This window comes from Aurantiacibacter marinus, assembly GCF_001021555.1.
GTDB classification, from domain to species: Bacteria; Pseudomonadota; Alphaproteobacteria; order Sphingomonadales; family Sphingomonadaceae; genus Alteraurantiacibacter; species Alteraurantiacibacter marinus.
In genome coordinates, this window is sequence record NZ_LDCP01000001.1 from 36,955 (window position 1) to 54,541 (window position 17,587).

The window sequence follows — 17,587 nt, forward strand, 5'->3', positions numbered from 1 at the left end:
CCAGTTAGTGGTGGGCCTGGGTGGATTCGAACCACCGACCTCACCCTTATCAGGGGTGCGCTCTAACCAACTGAGCTACAGGCCCACACCACCATTCGCTGGCACAACATTCCTAAAAAGGAAGGCGGCCGCGAGGGGCGTGAGCCAGCTCAGGCGTAAACACGCAAGCTCTCGCTTGGGTGTTTCTCCAGTGATGAAGGGACATGAGGACGACGGCAATGTTCTTTGGAAGAGGAGGAAGCATTCCGAGAACAAGTCCCGGCGCTTTCCGCCAAAATCCTTAGAAAGGAGGTGATCCAGCCGCAGGTTCCCCTACGGCTACCTTGTTACGACTTCACCCCAGTCGCTGATCCCACCGTGGTTGGCTGCCTCCGGTAAACCGGTTAGCGCACCACCTTCGGGTGAAACCAACTCCCATGGCGTGACGGGCGGTGTGTACAAGGCCTGGGAACGTATTCACCGCGGCATGCTGATCCGCGATTACTAGCGATTCCGCCTTCATGCTCTCGAGTTGCAGAGAACAATCCGAACTGAGACATCTTTTGGAGATTAGCTAACCCTCGCGGGATCGCTGCTCACTGTAGATGCCATTGTAGCACGTGTGTAGCCCAGCCTGTAAGGGCCATGAGGACTTGACGTCATCCCCACCTTCCTCCGGCTTATCACCGGCAGTTTCCTTAAAGTGCCCAACTGAATGATGGCAACTAAGGATGAGGGTTGCGCTCGTTGCGGGACTTAACCCAACATCTCACGACACGAGCTGACGACAGCCATGCAGCACCTGTCACTTCGTCCCGAAGGAAGGAATCGATCTCTCGAAACCGTCGAAGGATGTCAAAGGCTGGTAAGGTTCTGCGCGTTGCTTCGAATTAAACCACATGCTCCACCGCTTGTGCAGGCCCCCGTCAATTCCTTTGAGTTTTAATCTTGCGACCGTACTCCCCAGGCGGATAACTTAATGCGTTAGCTGCGCCACTCAAGTTCTGTGAACCCGAACAGCTAGTTATCATCGTTTACGGCGTGGACTACCAGGGTATCTAATCCTGTTTGCTCCCCACGCTTTCGAACCTCAGCGTCAATACCTGTCCAGTCAGTCGCCTTCGCCACTGGTGTTCTTCCGAATATCTACGAATTTCACCTCTACACTCGGAATTCCACTGACCTCTCCAGGATTCTAGTCTAGCAGTTTCAAGGGCAGTTCCGGAGTTGAGCTCCGGGATTTCACCCCTGACTTAATAGACCGCCTACGTTCGCTTTACGCCCAGTATTTCCGAACAACGCTAGCTCCCTCCGTATTACCGCGGCTGCTGGCACGGAGTTAGCCGGAGCTTATTCTCCAGGTACTGTCATTATCATCCCTGGTAAAAGAGCTTTACAACCCTAAGGCCTTCATCACTCACGCGGCATTGCTGGATCAGGCTTTCGCCCATTGTCCAATATTCCCCACTGCTGCCTCCCGTAGGAGTCTGGGCCGTGTCTCAGTCCCAGTGTGGCTGATCATCCTCTAAGACCAGCTATGGATCGTCGCCTTGGTGAGCCTTTACCTCACCAACTAGCTAATCCAACGCGGGCCCATCCTTTGGCGATAAATCTTTGGTCCGGAGACATTATCTGGTATTAGCAGCAATTTCTCGCTGTTATTCCAAACCTAAGGGCAGGTTCCCACGCGTTACGCACCCGTGCGCCACTAACCCCGAAGGGTTCGTTCGACTTGCATGTGTTAGGCATGCCGCCAGCGTTCGTTCTGAGCCAGGATCAAACTCTCAAGTTTGTGTCATACACCAAGCTGGCACAGTAAACTGCAAACCAGCAAGGCATAAGCTTCAAGGAGCCGATACCTGCACTGTCAAACGTAATGGATACGAAGGACATGCATCATCACAGACCGAACGTGGTGTTCGATCAGGATGTGGTTTCGGCTTAATTTAACAGGTATCCGGAGCCTTAAAACCCCCGGACCTGGCGCCGTCGCCCACATGTCCCTTCATCTAAAATCAACAATGTCAAAGAGCCAACCAACATTAAAAGGCGGACAGCGAAGGCTTCCCCGATTTACACCGGGGGACCGGCTATCCACTTATGTTGGCGACCGAGCGATGCGAGGGCGGTTGAAACCGTCAGCGCCTCGTCGGTGAGAGGGCATATATGGGGGACCTCAGATTCGGTCAACACCCTTTTCGCAATTTTATTTCAAAATCTGAAAATTAGCTGCAAAAACGGCTGAATTCTGGGGTTTCCCATTGCCCTCGCCTGCAAACCAAGATGGTCCCGCCCCTTTTGAATACAAGAGGGCACCCCTTCGCAACGGCAGAAACGCGCCAAATTTCGATGATTCTGCGTCATATCCTCCACTGAACCATGATGAGTCGCCGTCAGCCACACAGCCGGCCCCGCTTACGATTCGTCTTTTCGTTACCCATTCCCGCTACGGACCAGGTGAAACGAGGCCCCAACAGGAGTGAACAGCATGACTGGCGTGTCGCCGGTAGATTCGGCCCAGGCGGGGGTCCTGCCCACCATATCTATTGTGCTGCCTGTATATAATGGCGCGCGCTTCCTGCGGCCCGCGCTGGATTCTGTCTTCGCGCAGACCTTCGGTGATTTTGAACTGATCGCGGTGGATGATTGTTCTACCGATGCCACGCCATCCATATTGGCAGAGTATGCCGCGCGTGATCCGCGCATGCGGGTCATCACCAATCCTGCCAATTGCAAATTGCCAGCCAGTTTGAACACAGGTTTTGCGCAAGCCCGCGGGCAATGGCTGACCTGGACCTCGGATGACAATCTGTTGCTGCCCGAAATGCTCGCGCAGCTGCTGGACGCAGCCAGTGGCAACCCGCAGGCCGATATCATCCATGCCGATTACCGCGTGATCGACGAAAATGGCGACGAACGTGCCCGCGTCACAACCGGCCCTGATCATGATCTGGTCATCGACAATACTATCGGCTGCTGTTTCCTGTACCGCCGCGAGGTCGATACCGCGCTGGGCGGATATGATGAAGGCCTGTTTGGTGTTGAAGATTATGATTTCTGGCTGCGCGCCAGAGATCATGGCTTCTCCTTCCGCCGGCTCGCGAGCGCGCCTTATCTATACAGACGCCACGACGGCAGCCTGACCGATACGCGCGCGCGCCGGATTCACGCCTTGTTACATGAGCGGCTTGCGGGGGTTGTGAGCAGTCTGCCACGTTCGCGCCAACGCGCTCGGGCCCGCATCAGGCTGGTAACGCGCAATCCCTATACTTTTCGGCCGCACTTGCTGTTCGCGGCATGTATCGATTCCCCGGCCATGGTCGCCGGCCAGTGGCGCACTATCCTGCGCTGGCTGCGCACCAGCCTTGGCGTCAGGGCGCGGGGCCTTCTCGGCCAGCGGGCAGCTTAACCATGGGTCATATTGTTTTGGCCTCTCTTGAGGCAATCTTTACGGGCGCGCGGCTAAGTATGGCGTGGATTGAACAATTACGTTCCGGGTCTATCGCATGATTCATGACCAGCACATCGTTGTGCCCGTGGGAGAAAAGGCCGGGGGAAGCAGGCACGCCGCGCCGCGCGTGGCAGTGATCGTACCTGCTTACGGAGTGGCGCATCTGGTGGGGGAAGCGCTGGCATCGGTTCAGGCGCAAACGATGGACGATTGGGAATGCGTGGTCGTGGATGATGGCGCCCCTGACGATGTAGCCGGAGCTGTCGCGCCATTCCTGGCCGATTCCCGCATTACCTTCATCGAAACCGAAAATGGCGGTGTGTCCGCTGCGCGTAACCGCGCCATCGCACATACAAGCGCGCCCCTTGTCACTCTGCTTGATGGAGACGACATGCTGCGGCCCGATTACCTTGCCACGATGACAGCCGCGCTTGAAGCCGAGCCTGATGCCCGGCTTGTTACCTGCAACGCCCGTATTTTCGGCGCGGTGCCCCATGAACGCAATTGCTTCGCCAGAAAGCAGGGCAAGGGTGACGGACGGCGCGGCATTCTGGAAGATGTCATCGACCGCAGTTTCAGCGTCTATATCGGATCAACCTTTCGCCGCGCGGATTTCGATGCAGCTGGCGGGTTCGATACGACCATGACCCATGCCGAGGATTTCGATTTCTGGGTGCGCCTGGTCCTGCAGGGTGGATACGCGCTTTATATAGACAAGGTGCTGTGTGATTACCGGGTGCGCGGAAATTCTGCGTCGGCATCGTCCCTCAACATGCTGAAAGGCAATATCCGCACCTTCGAAAAGGCCTTGGCAGCGCTGCCTTCCGACGCATCGGAAACAAAGGTCGCAAAGGCCATGATCACCAGGAATGCCCGGCAGTTGCGGTTCGAACAGGCGATTGACCGCGTCATAGATGGCGACAAGCGCGCCATTACCGATCTGCGTGCAACACGCGGAGCTGATCAGGGAAGAAGCTGGGACCTTGCCTTGTTCGTCTGGCGATTCATGCCCGCTCTGGCCGCCCCGATGCTGCGCCGCCGCCGCGAAGCGAATGCGCGCGGTGCCGCGAAAGCGACAGTCTGAGCCGTGGGACACAGCAACAACACCACGAAGATGACCGTGCGCGGTGCGGCTTTGCTGGCGATGGCCAGTCAGGTTTGCGCCTTTACGATCCAGTTCACCGCAAGCGTTATCCTTGCGCGGTACTTTATCGACCCTGAAGAACTGGGCCTGTTCACCATCGCCTTTTCCTTCATCGCGCTGCTGGCGGTGCTGCAGGAATTCGGCATCACGCGCTTCATCACTGGCGAGAAGGATCTGGACGACGACTGTATCCGGACAGCTTTCACAGTATCGCTGTTAATCAGCTGGGGTGTGGCAATCGGCTGCGTGGCGCTCGCCTGGCCGGTCTCTGCCTTTTATGAATTGCCCGATTTGCTACCACTGATGCTGGTGATCGCGGCGAGTTATTTCTTTGTCCCGCTGGCCATTGTCCCGATGGCGCTGGCGCATCGCAAACTGGACTTTGTTTCCAACACCATGACCGAAAACGGTGTTGTGCTGGCCAATGCAGTTGTGGCGCTGGTCCTGGCCTGGAAAGGCTATGGCGCGCTCGCACTGGCCTGGGGCGCGTTTGCACAGCAAGTGGCACGCATGGTGATTTCGCAATGGCGCGTCGGCTTTATCCTGCCCTTCCCCCCGCGACTGGAAGGCGCGCTGCCCATCCTGCATTTCGGCGGGTTCGCGACGATCCTTTCTGCGCTGTATCAAGCGAGTGCGCGCTTGCCCGAGCTGCTGATCGGGCGGCTGCTGGATACAGCCGCATTGGGCCTGTTCGCCCGCGCTTTCGGATTGGCCGCGCAATTGCGGCTGCTTGTATCAGGCGCGCTTGGCACGGTTTTCTACCCCGCCTTCCGGCAATTGCGTGACGAGGGAGAGGCGCTGGGCCCGCATTATGAGCGGGTCACGGCCAGTTATTGCGCGATCACATGGCCAGCTATGGCCGGGCTGGCCGCCTGCGCCACGCCGATCATCTCCATGCTGTACGGAGAGCGGTGGATGGGTGCAGCGGTGCCACTGGAATGGATCGCGATTTCGCAAATCCTGTTCATCGCCCTGCCCCTTCATACCGATTTGCCGATACTGCTGCACAACAAGCGGGGCCTGCTGTGGCGAAGCGGATGGGACATGATCGCATCAGTCATGTTGTTGATGGTCGGGGCGTGGTTTTCACTTGAGGCGGCGGCGGCCAGCCGCGTGGCGCATGGCCTCGTCTTCATTGCGATTTTTGCGCCTTTCCTTGCCCGCACCATCGGCTTCAACTGGCGCGCGATGGGGCGCATCTGGCTGCTGTCCGCTTTGGCGACTGGCGTAGCGGTGCTGCCGATGTGGCTCAGTTACCTGTATTGGGCACCAGCGGCAGAGGCGGGTTTTGGCCAGGTTCTGGCCGGCGCGCTCACGGGCATCGCGCTGTGGATCATTTGCCTGCGCCAGACGCGCCACCGCGCCTATATCGAAATCCACGGCTATGCCTGTTCAGCGCTGGATCGGCTCGGCTGGTGCAGGCATATGCCTTCCCCGCTCTAGTCGATTTTCCCGGCAATTTGGGACTCGCCGCTGCGCGTGATACAATTGTCCCCATGCTCGTGGCTGATGGGACGCGTCCACGGGCCGGAGAGACGAACATATGAACTGGCTAGCCCTCATTGGCGCCCTTGCATTAGGCGGCAGCGGCGTTCTTGGCCTTGGCGAGGAACACGGCCCTGGCGACGCCGTTACTGCAACGCCGCCCGCAGCACAGACGGGCGACCAGGAAACCCTTGGCCCCGCCGGTTCCGCCGTTGCGCATGATCCGCTGGTCGACATCATTGCGATGCAGGCCGAACGCAACCGCCGCATGACAGTGCCCGTTACGATCATGGGCCAGGGTCCGTTCCGCTTTATGGTCGACACCGGCGCGCAGGCGACAGTGCTTTCCAGCGAACTGGCAGAACGATTGCAGCTGAACGAGCGCGACAGCGCGCTGCTGGTCGGCATGGCCAGCAGCCGCTCTGTTGAAACAACCATAGTGCCCGAATTCGCCTTGGGCGGGCGGACTTTGACGATCCGCACAGCGCCAATTGTTGCGGGCAGCAATATTGGCTCTGCAGACGGCATACTCGGGCTCGACAGCCTTCAGGATCAACGCGTCCTGCTGGATTTCGACAATGACGAGCTGCGCATTGCCGACAGTTTGTCGGCTGGCGGCGTGCGCGGATATGATATTGTCGTCCGCGCGCGGGAGCGGCTGGGCCAGTTGATCGTTCACCGCGCCCGCATTGATGGCATCAGCACTGCGGTCATCATCGATACAGGGGCACAAAGCTCCATCGGCAATATCGCGCTGCGGGACAGAATGCGCCGCCGCAACGAAATGGCCGATACAATCATGACTGATGTGAACGGCATCCAGATTACCGGCGAGACAAGGATTGTCCGCACCATGGACTTGGGCGAAGTGCGGCTGTCCAATTTTGCGGTGGCGTTTGCCGAAGCCCCGACATTTGCACAGCTTGGCCTGGCAGATCGACCGGCGATGATCCTTGGCATGAACGAACTGCGCATGTTCAGCCGTGTGGCGATTGATTTCCACTCGCGCCGCATCCTGTTCGATATGCCGGAGGAGCTATCACGGGACCAGAGCTGGAATTTCAACGAGCGCGCGACCCGCTTGCGGTAGGGGTTTCTTGGCTCCGCTAGCCTTGCTTAATACAGGCGCATCCCCAATTGAGGCGCTGTGAGAGATTTCGGGGACAGGACGGGGACTGGCGAAAGCGCCGACTGGGCAACCATGCGCCGGTTCCTGCCGTACCTTTGGCCCAAGGGCCGCCCGGAGCTGAAACGCCGCATTCAGATTGCTGGATTTCTGGTGTTGCTGTCCAAAGGCATCGTTCTCAGCCTGCCTTTCGCCTATGCCCGCGCAGTCGATACGATGGCTGCGGATGGTGACCCGGCCGTCTGGCTCGCGCTGTCACTGGTGATTGCCTATGCCGGCGGGCGCTTTGGCGGCGTACTGTTCGATCAATTGCGCAACATCGCCTTCAACCGCGTGGGGCAGGATGCTGTCCTTGGCCTGACGCAGGACGTGTTTGCGCGGCTCCATCGCCTGTCCATGCGGTTTCACCTTGCCCGCCGCACGGGCGAAATTACCCGGGTGGTGGAACGCGGCACCAAATCCATCAGCTCCATGCTGTATTTCCTGCTGTTCAACATCGCGCCGACCGCGATTGAGCTGGTGGTCGTGTCGGTTATTTTCTGGACCGTCTTCGGGTGGGAACTGGTTGCCGCCACTGCCGTCACCGTCGTCAGCTTTATCTGGGTGACGCAGGCGATCACCGATTGGCGCGTCAAACTGCGCAAGGAAATGAACGACCTTGACGGGCAAGCCATGGCGCGCGCGGTGGACAGCCTGCTGAATTACGAAACGGTCAAATATTTCGGAGCGGAGGAGCGAGAGCAAAAGCGCTATACCCAATCCGCCCACGCCTATACCGAAGCTACGATCAAAACCGAAAATTCGCTTGGCCTGCTGAATATCGTGCAGGCGGTCATCATGAATGTGATGATGGGCGGCGCGATGGCCTGGACGGTCTGGGGCTGGTCGCAGGGCCGCCTTTCGCCCGGCGATCTGGTGCTGGTGAACAGCTACCTGCTGCAACTTTTCCGCCCGCTGGATATGCTGGGCTGGGTATACCGCTCGATCCGTCAGGGGCTGATCGACATGGCCGATATGTTCCGCCTGCTCGATACGCAGACAGAGGTCGAAGATGCACCCGGCGCGCCTGCGCTGTTGATCCGCCGCCCGACTGTGACATTTGAAGATGTCAGCTTTGGCTACAACCGGGATCGCCAGATCCTGCACCGCCTCAGCTTCGAGGCTCCAGCAGGCAGCACTGTGGCGCTGGTCGGATCATCGGGCGCAGGCAAATCGACCATCGGGCGATTGCTGTTCCGCTTTTACGATCCGTGGGAAGGCCGCATCTGTGTGGACGGGCAGGATATTTCGAAGGTCACGCAGTCCAGCCTGCGCGCCGCCATCGGAATTGTCCCGCAGGACACTGTACTGTTCAACGACACCATCGGTTACAACATCGCCTATGGCCGCGATGATCCATCGGAAAATGAAATCAGGCGAGCCGCAGCAGATGCCGCGATCCTGCCCTTCATCGAAAGCCTGCCCGACGGTTTCGATACAGAAGTGGGAGAGCGCGGCCTGAAACTTTCCGGCGGTGAAAAACAGCGTGTTGCCATCGCCCGCACCTTGCTGAAAGACCCGCCGATCCTGCTTCTGGATGAAGCGACAAGCGCGCTCGACAGCCGGACGGAACAGGACATTCTTGCTACATTAAAGCGCGTAAGCGCCGACCGCACCACGATCGCCATCGCGCACCGCCTGTCCACCATCTCGGATGCCGACATCATCCATGTGATGGACGCAGGCCGGATCGTGGAGACGGGCAGTCATGCCAAGCTCCTCAAACGAGACGGCCTCTATGCAGAGATGTGGAACAGGCAGCAGAACGAAGACGAAGAACCGCGCGAGGCAGCCGAATAGCCGCTACCCTTGCCTTGTGCAGTGCAACATGCGAAGGCTTGATGCGAATTTCAGATCGGTGCGCGGCGAAGCCTTGCGCGCCCCAGACCAACGGACAGTTCCATGATCGACACAGCCGCGATTAAGCGCGACTGGCTCACCAATCCGCGCGCGGAAATCCTCGCCGGTATCGTTGTTGCCCTCGCCCTCATCCCCGAAGCCATCGGCTTTTCGATCATCGCCGGCGTCGACCCGCGCGTGGGCCTGTACGCTTCTATATGTATCGCCATGGTGATTGCGTTTACCGGCGGTCGCCCCGGCATGATCTCTGCCGCTACCGCTGCGGTGGCCGTTGTGGTCATCCCGCTGGTGCGCGATCACGGGGTAGAATACCTGTTCGCCGCGACCATACTCATGGGCATTTTCCAGCTGATCGCCGCTGCCTTGCGGCTCGACCTGCTGATGCAATTCGTCAGCCGCAGTGTCATCACCGGCTTCGTCAACGCGCTGGCGATCCTGATCTTCATGGCGCAGGTGCCGCAGCTCGACTGGACCAATGAAGGCGTCAGCTGGGTAACCTATGCGATGGTGGCAGGCGGGCTTGCGATCATTTACCTGCTGCCGCGCCTCACCACAGCCGTGCCGTCCCCGCTGGTCGCGATTATCGTGCTCGGCGCGCTGTCCATCGGGCTGAACTGGGATGTGAACACCGTCAGCGATATGGGCGAATTGCCCGAAGGCCTGCCCTATTTCGTGGTGCCCAATGTGCCGCTCACATGGGAAACGCTGGCGATTATCGCCCCCTATGCCGCAACGATGGCGGCGGTCGGCCTGCTGGAAAGCCTGCTGACGGCGCAGATCGTTGACGACATGACGCACACCGATTCCAACAAGCAGCGCGAAAGCGGCGGCCAGGGCATTGCCAATGTCGTCGCGGCGTTCTTTGGCGGCATGGGCGGCTGCGCGATGATCGGCCAGTCGGTGATCAACGTGACCAGTGGCGGCCGCGGGCGTTTGTCCACCTTTACCGCTGGCGTGACCTTGCTGGTGCTGTTGTGGCTGCTCGGCCCGATCGTTGGCCAGATCCCGATGGCCGCGCTGGTTGCCGTTATGATCATGGTCAGCATCGGCACGTTCAGCTGGAACTCCATCCCCAATCTGAAATATCATCCGTGGCAGTCGAGCGTCGTGATGCTGGCGACCGTGGTTGTTGTGGTGGCGACGCACAATCTGGCGCTCGGTGTGCTCATAGGTGTGCTCCTGTCCGGCATCTTCTTTACCGGCAAGGTCCGTTCCATGTTCGGCGTAACGCGTATGCGGGACGACAACGTCGCGACCTACACCATCACCGGTCAGATCTTCTTTGCCAGTGTGGACCGCCTGTCCAAGGCCTTTGGCCGCGAGAGCGAGCGCCCTGACCCGGCAGACCATGTTGTGATCGACGTGACACGCGCGCATTTCTGGGACATTTCCGGCGTCGGCGTGCTCGACAAGGTGGTGGAACGCATGCGCATGAATGGCCGCAGCGTGCAGGTCGTCGGCCTGAACGAGGCAAGCGCTGATCTGGTCGACAAGTTCGCGCTGACGGACAAGACAGGCGTGGAAATCGGGCTGGCGCCGCATCCTTGATCGGGCCGGGAGCTTGATACAAACCAGGACAATTTAAGACCTCTGTATCGCTCAAAGGGCGCTATTCTTCGTTCAACAAATGATACGGAGAAATGCCATGAAATCAGTAATCGCAGCTGGCCTCGGCGTATCCGCACTTGCGGGTGCGTCAGCCGTGCTCCCCGCCCAGCAGGTTGAAATGACCGCCAGCGAGGAACAGCGCTGCTTCGCTGGTGACGGCCTGCCCGATCATGCGACAGGCACCTTCCCAAATCGCGGCAACCCCAACGCTATCACGCCGCAAAATGTGCAGATGTGCGTGCCCATGAACCCCGTGCGAAACGCCGCGCCGACTGCCGTACGCGGCGCATTGGGCATTGGTGTCAACGGCGTACAGTTCCGCCCGACCACCGCCGGATTTTACGACCCGAACGGGCGCCGCGGGCACAGCCGCGATGGCGACCGCAACTGGAGCCTCGACATCAACGGCGCGCCCGGACGGCTGGGTCTCGATTTCAACAACGCACATGTCGGCCGCGGCGGATTGTATCATTACCACGGCATTGCAGACAGTCTGACGCAGACCTCCGGCAGCTCCCTGATCGGATATGCCGGGGACGGGTTCGAAATGCATTATATCGGCGAGGCTGCGCAGTCAGGCTACCGGCTGAAAACCGGTACGCGCCCGTCCGATCCCGGACCCGGCGGAGCATACGACGGCACCTATAATGAAGATTACGAATTTGTCGGCGGCGAAGGCACTCTCGATGAATGCAACGGCGGTATGCTGGACGGGCGATATGCCTATTTCGTTACCGACAGCTATCCCTTTGTCGGGCGCTGCCTGTGGGGCAATATCAGTGCCGATTTCGCAGGCGGCGAACATGACGCGCGCGGCAGCGAACGCAGGCAGCGCGGCGAAGGTCGGCGGCGCGGCGAGCGAGAAGGTGGTCAGGGGAGCAGGCGGGAATGAACGCCGCCCGCTCCCCCGCAAATGATCCTTAAAGGACGCCCAGCACGCGCAGGACTATGACGATGACGACGACCGTGATGATTGTTCCGATAATTCCACGCATGTGCTGTTTCCTGCTTTAGATGTCGACCGCACCTCGCGCTCGGCTGCGGAAATAACCGGCAAATCAGGTATTTGTTCCGCACCGCGAAGGCGCGTAACGCAGCGAAATGTGCAAAGGCGCCCGTCAAAAGGCTACATCGGCACAAGGAACAGGCCGATGATCACGCCGATTTGCAGCACCAGAATGACCTGCAGAATAATCGAAAACGGTTGCTTGCGGGTCTTGTGGCGAAACAAGTGTCTGCCCAAAAACGCACCTGGCGTGCCGCCGAACAAGGCCATGCCAAGCAGATGCACTTCGGGAATACGCCGGCCGCCAGCGACGGCTTGCGCTTTGTCGTACCAGAGGCTTGCGAAAGCCAGAATGTTGATCAGCACCGCGAAGACCAGGATATGATCAATCATGACCTTGGCATAACCAATTTTGCTAGCGCCTGACTGGCGGGGCGATCAGGCTACAGAATATATTTCGAAAGATCGCTGTCACCCGCCAGCGCGCCCAACCGGTCACGAACGTAAGCCGCATCCACGGTTACGCTTGTCCCCTTGCGGTCTTCGGCTTCGAAGCTGAGTTCTTCGAACAGCTTTTCCATCACCGTCTGCAGGCGCCGCGCGCCGATGTTTTCGACGCTTTCGTTCACCTGCGCGGCGATCTTGGCGACTTCCTTCACCGCATCATCGTCCATCTCGACGGTCAATTCTTCGGTGCCGAGCAGCGCCTTGTACTGACTGACCAGATTGGCCCGCGTTTCGGACAGGATGCGGACGAAGTCCTCTTCCGTCAGGCTGCGCAGTTCGACGCGGATCGGCAGGCGGCCCTGCAATTCGGGCAGCATGTCCGATGGCTTGGCGACGTGGAACGCTCCCGATGCAATGAACAGCACATGGTCCGTTTTCATCGGGCCGTATTTGGTGGCCACCGTCGTGCCTTCGATCAGCGGCAACAGATCGCGCTGCACGCCTTCGCGGGAGACTGATCCGCCGCGCACATCGCTGACGGCGATCTTGTCGATTTCGTCAAGAAACACGATGCCGTTGGTCTCTGCATTGGCAAGCGCCACGCGTGCAACATCGTCCTGATCCATGCGCTTTTCAGCTTCTTCATCGACCAGCCGGTCCCACGCCACAGGCACTTTCAGCTTCTGCTTTTTCTTGGGCGGGCCGCCAAAGGCCTTGCCCATCATTTCCGACAGATTGATCATGGTCGCGCCGCCCATGCCCGGGCCCATACCACCAAGGTCCATCTGCATTCCGCCAGCTTCGGCGACCTCAATTTCGACCTCTGTGTCGTTCATGGAATTTTCGGTAATGCGCTGGCGAAAACTCTGACGGGTGGCTTCGCTGGCACTTGTGCCCACTAGCGCATCGAGCAGACGGTCCATCGCCGCTTCGCTGGCAGCTTCGCGCACAGCCTCGCGGCGGCTGTCTTTTTCCAGCCGGATTGCGTCCTCGACCAGATCGCGGGCGATCTGCTCCACATCGCGCCCGACATAGCCGACTTCGGTGAATTTGGTCGCCTCCACCTTCACGAACGGCGCTTCGGCCAGCTTCGCAAGGCGGCGGCTGATTTCAGTTTTGCCGCAGCCGGTCGGGCCGATCATCAGGATGTTCTTGGGCGTGACCTCATCGCGCAATTCAGGTGACAGGCGTTGGCGGCGCCAGCGGTTGCGCAGGGCCACCGCCACGGCGCGCTTGGCGTCTTTTTGGCCGACGATATGCTCGTCGAGCGCGGCGACAATCGCCTTCGGTGTCAAATTGTCCATGATCTCTCTTACACCGTTTCCAGGGTAACATTGCCGTTGGTGAAGACGCAGATTTCCGCCGCGACTTCCATCGCCTTGGTCGCGATCACTTCGGCATCATCTTCATAATGGGCCAGCGCCTTGGCCGCAGCCAGCGCATAATTCCCGCCAGAGCCGATGGCCGCGATGCCGCCTTCGGGTTCCAGCACATCGCCGTTCCCGGTCAGCACCAGCAGCACTTCTTCATCCGCCACGATCATCAGGGCTTCAAGGTTGCGCAGATATTTGTCCGTGCGCCAATCCTTCGCCAGCTCCACCGCAGCGCGCAGCAATTGTCCGCTGTATTGTTCCAGCTTGCGTTCAAGCCGTTCGAACAGGGTGAAGGCATCGGCGGTTGCGCCGGCAAAGCCTGCCACAACCTTGCCTTCTTCCCCGATGCGGCGAACTTTTCGCGCATTGGGTTTCATGACGGTGTTGCCCATCGAGACCTGGCCATCGCCCGCAACAACGGTTTTACCGTCGCGCTTGACGCCGATGATGGTGGTCCCGTGCCACTGGGTGAGGCCGTGGCTTGCCTTATCTTCGCTCATCCCAGCCATATGGGCGTGCTGCCTGCCCGCTTCAAGCCAGTGGCGGCAGTGCCCAGCACGTTTAAGCTGTATGTTTAGGCGGTGTGTTTGAGCGGTGTGTTTAGCGGCCCTGAGCAGGAGCGCCGCTGCCGACTGTGCCGATATTGCCGAACAGGTCCTGCAAGAAGCCCCGTTCCCGGCCCAGTGTTGGCGTAGAGTCGCTTTCCGGACTGATGCGGGCAACCTGATCCATCCCGCTGCGCTCTGTCGAGACAACATTGCCTGCTGCATCGAACCGGACTGCGAGCACGCTATGCGTGTCGATCCGCGGCTGGCTGAAAGGCGCCTGTTCCGTACGGCTGGAAATGTAGTACCAAACCGGCTCGCCAAATTGGCTGACCATGGTGGGCTGACCCAAAGTGCCGCGCACGGATTGCTGGTTGTCCAGCCCCGGCTGCACAGCCTGGATCAGCGTTTCATCGGAGATATAACCCCGGTGATTGGTGATCGAGGAGCATCCCGCCGCCGCAAGACCCAGTCCCGCCAGCGCTGCCATCCGCACGATCGAACCCATAAATGTCATCCTTCGAATTTCCTGTCAGGGGCCACCCCTGCACTAAGGCCACGATTGTCTCGGTGCGGGGTTACCCTATATCAGCGGCAAGCCTTAGGGTAGCCTGCGCGCCGGTGCAACGCACTGCTGTAGGTGATCCATTGAACTTGTCCTTAACGAGAGATCCCGCGATGTCATTTCTAAAGCGCCTGCTTGGCAATAACGACCGCGATATAATGCGGCCCCTGTGGCACGCCACCGTCGGCACCAGCAGGGAGGCTGAATGGTATTCGGAAGGCCACGCGGCTGACACTGTTGATGGCCGCTTCGATATGATCGCCCTGGTGATGGCGCTGGTGCTGCTGCGAATGGAGGCGAGCAAACAGCTTGGCCCCAAAACCGGCCTGCTGACCGAACTGTTCGTGGCCGACATGGACCGGCAATTGCGCGATTCGGGTGTCGGTGATCTGAAAGTCGGCAAGACCATGGGCCTGCTTATGGAAGCACTCGGCGGCAGGATCGGCACCTTGCGTGAAGCTCTTGCCAATGGCGATGATGAAGCGCTGGCGGTGGTGCTGCAGCGGAATATGCGCCTTACTACGGAGGACCTGCCGCTCGCCCTCGCAGCGCGCACACGCACCTTGCACCATGATCTGGCCGCCATGCCGGACGAGGCGCTGCTGGCAGGGCAGCTGCGTCCATGAACGACACGCCGGAATTTTCCCGCCCATTCGATATTCGCGGCATCACTGCGGAACCTGTGAAACTGAGCGCAAACGCGGAAGAGCGCCGCGCGCTCGCCAAGCGTTTCGATATCGTTTCGGTCGACCGGCTGGAGGCGGAATTCCTGCTGGAAGCCGATGGTGCAGTAATCAGCGCAAAGGGCACATTGGATGCCGACATCCTGCAAAGCTGCGCGGTATCCGGTGAAGACCTGCCCGCTGCCATTCACGAGGCAATCGATCTGCGCTTCGTGCCCGGAGAAACCCTGGAAGTCGGCCAGCCGGAAACCGAGGTTGAACTGGACGCCGATGAACTGGACGAAATCGGTTATGACGGCACCGGCATCGACCTTGGCGAAGCGGCCGCGCAAAGCCTTGCTCTGGCAATCGACCCCTTCGCAACCGGCCCCGAAGCTGATGCGGCGCGCGAGAGGCACGGGCTGGCGGACGGCGGCCCGAAAGGCGCCCTGGCACAGGCCTTGGCCGGTTTGAAAAAGGATATGGAGTGATCCTGGGTCGCTAACGCAGAACCAGCCTTTGGCTCCAACGGCTGGTCATGTGGGCGCACAGACTTTTATCCATGTTGCTTTTAAAATTCAGGGACTTTTTTCAAATCCAAGCGTTGCCGGTGAAATAAACATTCCGCCCTGATGAAATGGTTTGGATGCACATATGATTTCAAAATACCGGCTTGGCTCTGCGGCGAATCAGAACGCGGATGTGCTCCATCTTGCGCAACCACACGCGTTGCAATCTGCAGGACCTGCCTTCCACGCGCTGGCTGACACGATGCCGCAATTGGTCTGGTCGACCCTGCCGGACGGCTTGCACGACTTCTACAACTCGCGCTGGTACGAATTTACCGGAGCCCCGGAAGGGTCGACCGATGGCGAAGGCTGGGCAGGGATGTTCCACGAAGATGATCAGCCGGCCGCGTGGGAACAATGGCGCCGCAGCCTTGCCACCGGTGACCCTTACGAGGTCGAATACAGGCTACGTCATCATTCCGGAGAATATCGCTGGATGATCGGAAGGGCGCTGCCCATCGTGGACCAAGATGGCTCCATACTGCGCTGGATCGGCACCTGCACCGATGTGGAAGAGCAGAAGCAAAGCGCATTGCAGAACGAAATCCTGAGCCAGGAGCTCAGCCACCGGATCAAGAATATCTTCGCCATCGTCACTGGCCTGATCAGTTTGACGGCGCGGGCAAACGAAGCATTTGCCGAATCAGCAAAAGACCTCCTTGGCCGGATAAGAGCGCTGGGCAAAGCGCATGAATTCGTACGGCCCCATAGCGAAAAGTCGCGGCCGGAAATCGGCGATGTGACGCTCACATCGCTTTTGGAAATGATTTTGAAATCTTATCCGGCATACTCAGCCGGCAGGATCACGATAAACGGACCCGAAATAGAAGTAACGAGCGGAGCGGCTACCCCGCTGGCGCTCGTTTTTCATGAGCTTGCCACGAATGCGATGAAATATGGATCGCTGTCACAGGAAGGCGGTACGATCGCCCTGAACATTGTCGAGGCCGGAGACAATCTGGAGCTTTGCTGGACGGAGCATGGATCAGCACCAGATAATGGTGCGATCCGGAAAGAAGGCTTCGGTACGCGGCTGATCGATCTTTCTATCAAGCAGCAGCTGAGCGGATCATACGAACGAACTTGGCTGGAAGACGGAATGGAGCTCCGCATGGAGGTAAGCCGCAAGAGAGTGTCGGGAAACTAGTTCTCGAACAGGCGCAAGCGCGGAGGCGGCTCCGGCTTCTCGCCTTGTCTTAGCGCGATCACGTAATCCAGAACCTCTTTCAAGCTAGATACGTCGACCGGCTTCTCCAAAGCTCCGACCGCTTCTGTTCTCGCAACATTGATCTGATTCGGGTTGGCAGTCACGAAGACTATTTCGATGCCAAAGTCGGAAGCCAGCTTCTCGGCGATAATCGGTCCGGTTGCACCGTCAGACAGATTGACATCTACCAGCGCGATATCGACGTCTTCCGAAGCGATCGCCAACGCAGATTTCATATCATCCGCGATCCCGGCCGATTTATGGCCCAGTTCAAGAATCACGTCCTCCATATCTGCCGCGATAAAGATTTCATCTTCGATAATCAGGATGGTGCTGGGCATTGTGTTTTCCGCGAGTTCCGGTTTGGGTAGTCATTGCAAAATGAGGAGAGCCGGAAACGGTTCCGCTGTGTGTGATGATCTTTTCAAATCCAGAAGCTTGGGCATAATTTGAAGCGGTCGGGGGCGTTCGGGAAGCGCTGCAGCAACCGCAACAATGCCTGCCTTCGAAGGGCGTCCTGT

The 17,587-nt window shown here is 59.1% G+C and carries 15 protein-coding genes, 1 tRNA gene and 1 rRNA gene; 10 read left to right on the top strand and 7 right to left on the bottom strand.

Annotated features, from left to right (window positions below):
* Positions 1–8: 8 nt before the first annotated feature.
* Positions 9–85: transfer RNA gene (locus AB731_RS00180), tRNA-Ile, on the bottom strand.
* A gap of 199 nt (positions 86–284) precedes the next feature.
* Positions 285–1,771: ribosomal RNA gene (locus tag AB731_RS00185) — 16S ribosomal RNA — on the bottom strand.
* Positions 1,772–2,467: 696 nt separating this feature from the next.
* Here AB731_RS00185 and AB731_RS00190 point away from each other — a divergent pair.
* The 7 genes from AB731_RS00190 to AB731_RS00220 all read left to right on the top strand — a co-directional run bounded on the left by AB731_RS00190 (position 2,468) and on the right by AB731_RS00220 (position 11,584).
* The gene (locus AB731_RS00190) at positions 2,468–3,388 is read left to right on the top strand and encodes a glycosyltransferase family 2 protein (RefSeq protein WP_047092919.1); all 921 of its coding nucleotides are present in this window, start codon (positions 2,468–2,470) and stop codon (positions 3,386–3,388) included.
* A 97-nt stretch (positions 3,389–3,485) separates the two neighbouring features.
* Positions 3,486–4,514, top strand: coding sequence for a glycosyltransferase family A protein (locus AB731_RS00195; protein WP_047092918.1), 1,029 nt, complete (start codon positions 3,486–3,488; stop codon positions 4,512–4,514).
* 3 nt (positions 4,515–4,517) lie between these two features.
* Positions 4,518–6,017, top strand: a complete 1,500-nt coding sequence (locus AB731_RS00200; protein ID WP_052768922.1) for an oligosaccharide flippase family protein — start codon at positions 4,518–4,520, stop codon at positions 6,015–6,017.
* A 100-nt stretch (positions 6,018–6,117) separates the two neighbouring features.
* A complete protein-coding gene (locus AB731_RS00205; protein WP_052768921.1) occupies positions 6,118–7,149 on the top strand; it encodes a retroviral-like aspartic protease family protein in 1,032 nt (343 codons plus the stop codon).
* 111 nt (positions 7,150–7,260) lie between these two features.
* Complete coding sequence (locus tag AB731_RS00210) at positions 7,261–9,024, top strand: ABCB family ABC transporter ATP-binding protein/permease (protein ID WP_047092917.1); 1,764 nt, start codon at positions 7,261–7,263, stop codon at positions 9,022–9,024.
* 102 nt (positions 9,025–9,126) lie between these two features.
* Positions 9,127–10,632 carry a SulP family inorganic anion transporter gene (locus AB731_RS00215; RefSeq protein ID WP_047092916.1) on the top strand — a complete coding sequence of 502 codons (1,506 nt, stop codon included), beginning with the start codon at positions 9,127–9,129 and terminating at the stop codon, positions 10,630–10,632.
* Positions 10,633–10,729: 97 nt separating this feature from the next.
* A complete protein-coding gene (locus AB731_RS00220) occupies positions 10,730–11,584 on the top strand; it encodes a YHYH protein (protein WP_064971802.1) in 855 nt (284 codons plus the stop codon).
* Positions 11,585–11,818: 234 nt separating this feature from the next.
* Here the strand turns inward: AB731_RS00220 and AB731_RS00225 are convergent, their stop codons facing one another.
* The 4 genes from AB731_RS00225 to AB731_RS00240 all read right to left on the bottom strand — a co-directional run bounded on the left by AB731_RS00225 (position 11,819) and on the right by AB731_RS00240 (position 14,580).
* Positions 11,819–12,091 carry a DUF1294 domain-containing protein gene (locus AB731_RS00225; RefSeq protein WP_047092915.1) on the bottom strand — a complete coding sequence of 91 codons (273 nt, stop codon included), beginning with the start codon at positions 12,089–12,091 and terminating at the stop codon, positions 11,819–11,821.
* Positions 12,092–12,141: 50 nt separating this feature from the next.
* Entirely contained in the window at positions 12,142–13,452 is a 1,311-nt protein-coding gene (hslU, locus tag AB731_RS00230; RefSeq protein WP_047092914.1) for an ATP-dependent protease ATPase subunit HslU, read from the bottom strand.
* 5 nt (positions 13,453–13,457) lie between these two features.
* A complete protein-coding gene (gene hslV, locus AB731_RS00235; protein WP_047092913.1) occupies positions 13,458–14,018 on the bottom strand; it encodes an ATP-dependent protease subunit HslV in 561 nt (186 codons plus the stop codon).
* 100 nt (positions 14,019–14,118) lie between these two features.
* Positions 14,119–14,580 carry an outer membrane protein assembly factor BamE gene (locus tag AB731_RS00240; protein ID WP_047092912.1) on the bottom strand — a complete coding sequence of 154 codons (462 nt, stop codon included), beginning with the start codon at positions 14,578–14,580 and terminating at the stop codon, positions 14,119–14,121.
* A 161-nt stretch (positions 14,581–14,741) separates the two neighbouring features.
* Between AB731_RS00240 and AB731_RS00245 the strand changes: the two genes are divergently transcribed.
* From AB731_RS00245 to AB731_RS00255, 3 genes are all read left to right on the top strand, one after another.
* Positions 14,742–15,254, top strand: coding sequence for a ubiquinol-cytochrome C chaperone family protein (locus AB731_RS00245; RefSeq protein WP_047092911.1), 513 nt, complete (start codon positions 14,742–14,744; stop codon positions 15,252–15,254).
* Positions 15,251–15,781 carry a YceD family protein gene (locus tag AB731_RS00250; RefSeq protein WP_047092910.1) on the top strand — a complete coding sequence of 177 codons (531 nt, stop codon included), beginning with the start codon at positions 15,251–15,253 and terminating at the stop codon, positions 15,779–15,781. Before AB731_RS00245 ends, AB731_RS00250 begins: the two co-directional genes overlap by 4 nt.
* Before the next feature lie 163 nt (positions 15,782–15,944).
* A complete protein-coding gene (locus AB731_RS00255) occupies positions 15,945–17,006 on the top strand; it encodes a sensor histidine kinase (protein ID WP_052768920.1) in 1,062 nt (353 codons plus the stop codon).
* Here the strand turns inward: AB731_RS00255 and AB731_RS00260 are convergent.
* The gene (locus tag AB731_RS00260) at positions 17,003–17,407 is read right to left on the bottom strand and encodes a response regulator (RefSeq protein WP_047092909.1); all 405 of its coding nucleotides are present in this window, start codon (positions 17,405–17,407) and stop codon (positions 17,003–17,005) included. The genes AB731_RS00255 and AB731_RS00260 overlap by 4 nt on opposite strands.
* Between the last annotated feature and the right edge of the window lie 180 nt (positions 17,408–17,587).

Coding starts and splice junctions, on each gene's coding strand:
- AB731_RS00190 (WP_047092919.1), top strand. CDS start 2,468: ATGACTGGCGTGTCGCCGGTAGATTCGGCCCAGGCGGGGGTCCTGCCC.
- AB731_RS00195 (WP_047092918.1), top strand. CDS start 3,486: ATGATTCATGACCAGCACATCGTTGTGCCCGTGGGAGAAAAGGCCGGG.
- AB731_RS00220 (WP_064971802.1), top strand. CDS start 10,730: ATGAAATCAGTAATCGCAGCTGGCCTCGGCGTATCCGCACTTGCGGGT.
- AB731_RS00240 (WP_047092912.1), bottom strand. CDS start 14,580: ATGACATTTATGGGTTCGATCGTGCGGATGGCAGCGCTGGCGGGACTG.
- AB731_RS00245 (WP_047092911.1), top strand. CDS start 14,742: ATGTCATTTCTAAAGCGCCTGCTTGGCAATAACGACCGCGATATAATG.
- AB731_RS00225 (WP_047092915.1), bottom strand. CDS start 12,091: ATGATTGATCATATCCTGGTCTTCGCGGTGCTGATCAACATTCTGGCT.
- AB731_RS00260 (WP_047092909.1), bottom strand. CDS start 17,407: ATGCCCAGCACCATCCTGATTATCGAAGATGAAATCTTTATCGCGGCA.
- AB731_RS00255 (WP_052768920.1), top strand. CDS start 15,945: ATGATTTCAAAATACCGGCTTGGCTCTGCGGCGAATCAGAACGCGGAT.
- AB731_RS00250 (WP_047092910.1), top strand. CDS start 15,251: ATGAACGACACGCCGGAATTTTCCCGCCCATTCGATATTCGCGGCATC.
- hslV (WP_047092913.1), bottom strand. CDS start 14,018: ATGAGCGAAGATAAGGCAAGCCACGGCCTCACCCAGTGGCACGGGACC.
- AB731_RS00205 (WP_052768921.1), top strand. CDS start 6,118: ATGAACTGGCTAGCCCTCATTGGCGCCCTTGCATTAGGCGGCAGCGGC.
- AB731_RS00215 (WP_047092916.1), top strand. CDS start 9,127: ATGATCGACACAGCCGCGATTAAGCGCGACTGGCTCACCAATCCGCGC.
- AB731_RS00210 (WP_047092917.1), top strand. CDS start 7,261: ATGCGCCGGTTCCTGCCGTACCTTTGGCCCAAGGGCCGCCCGGAGCTG.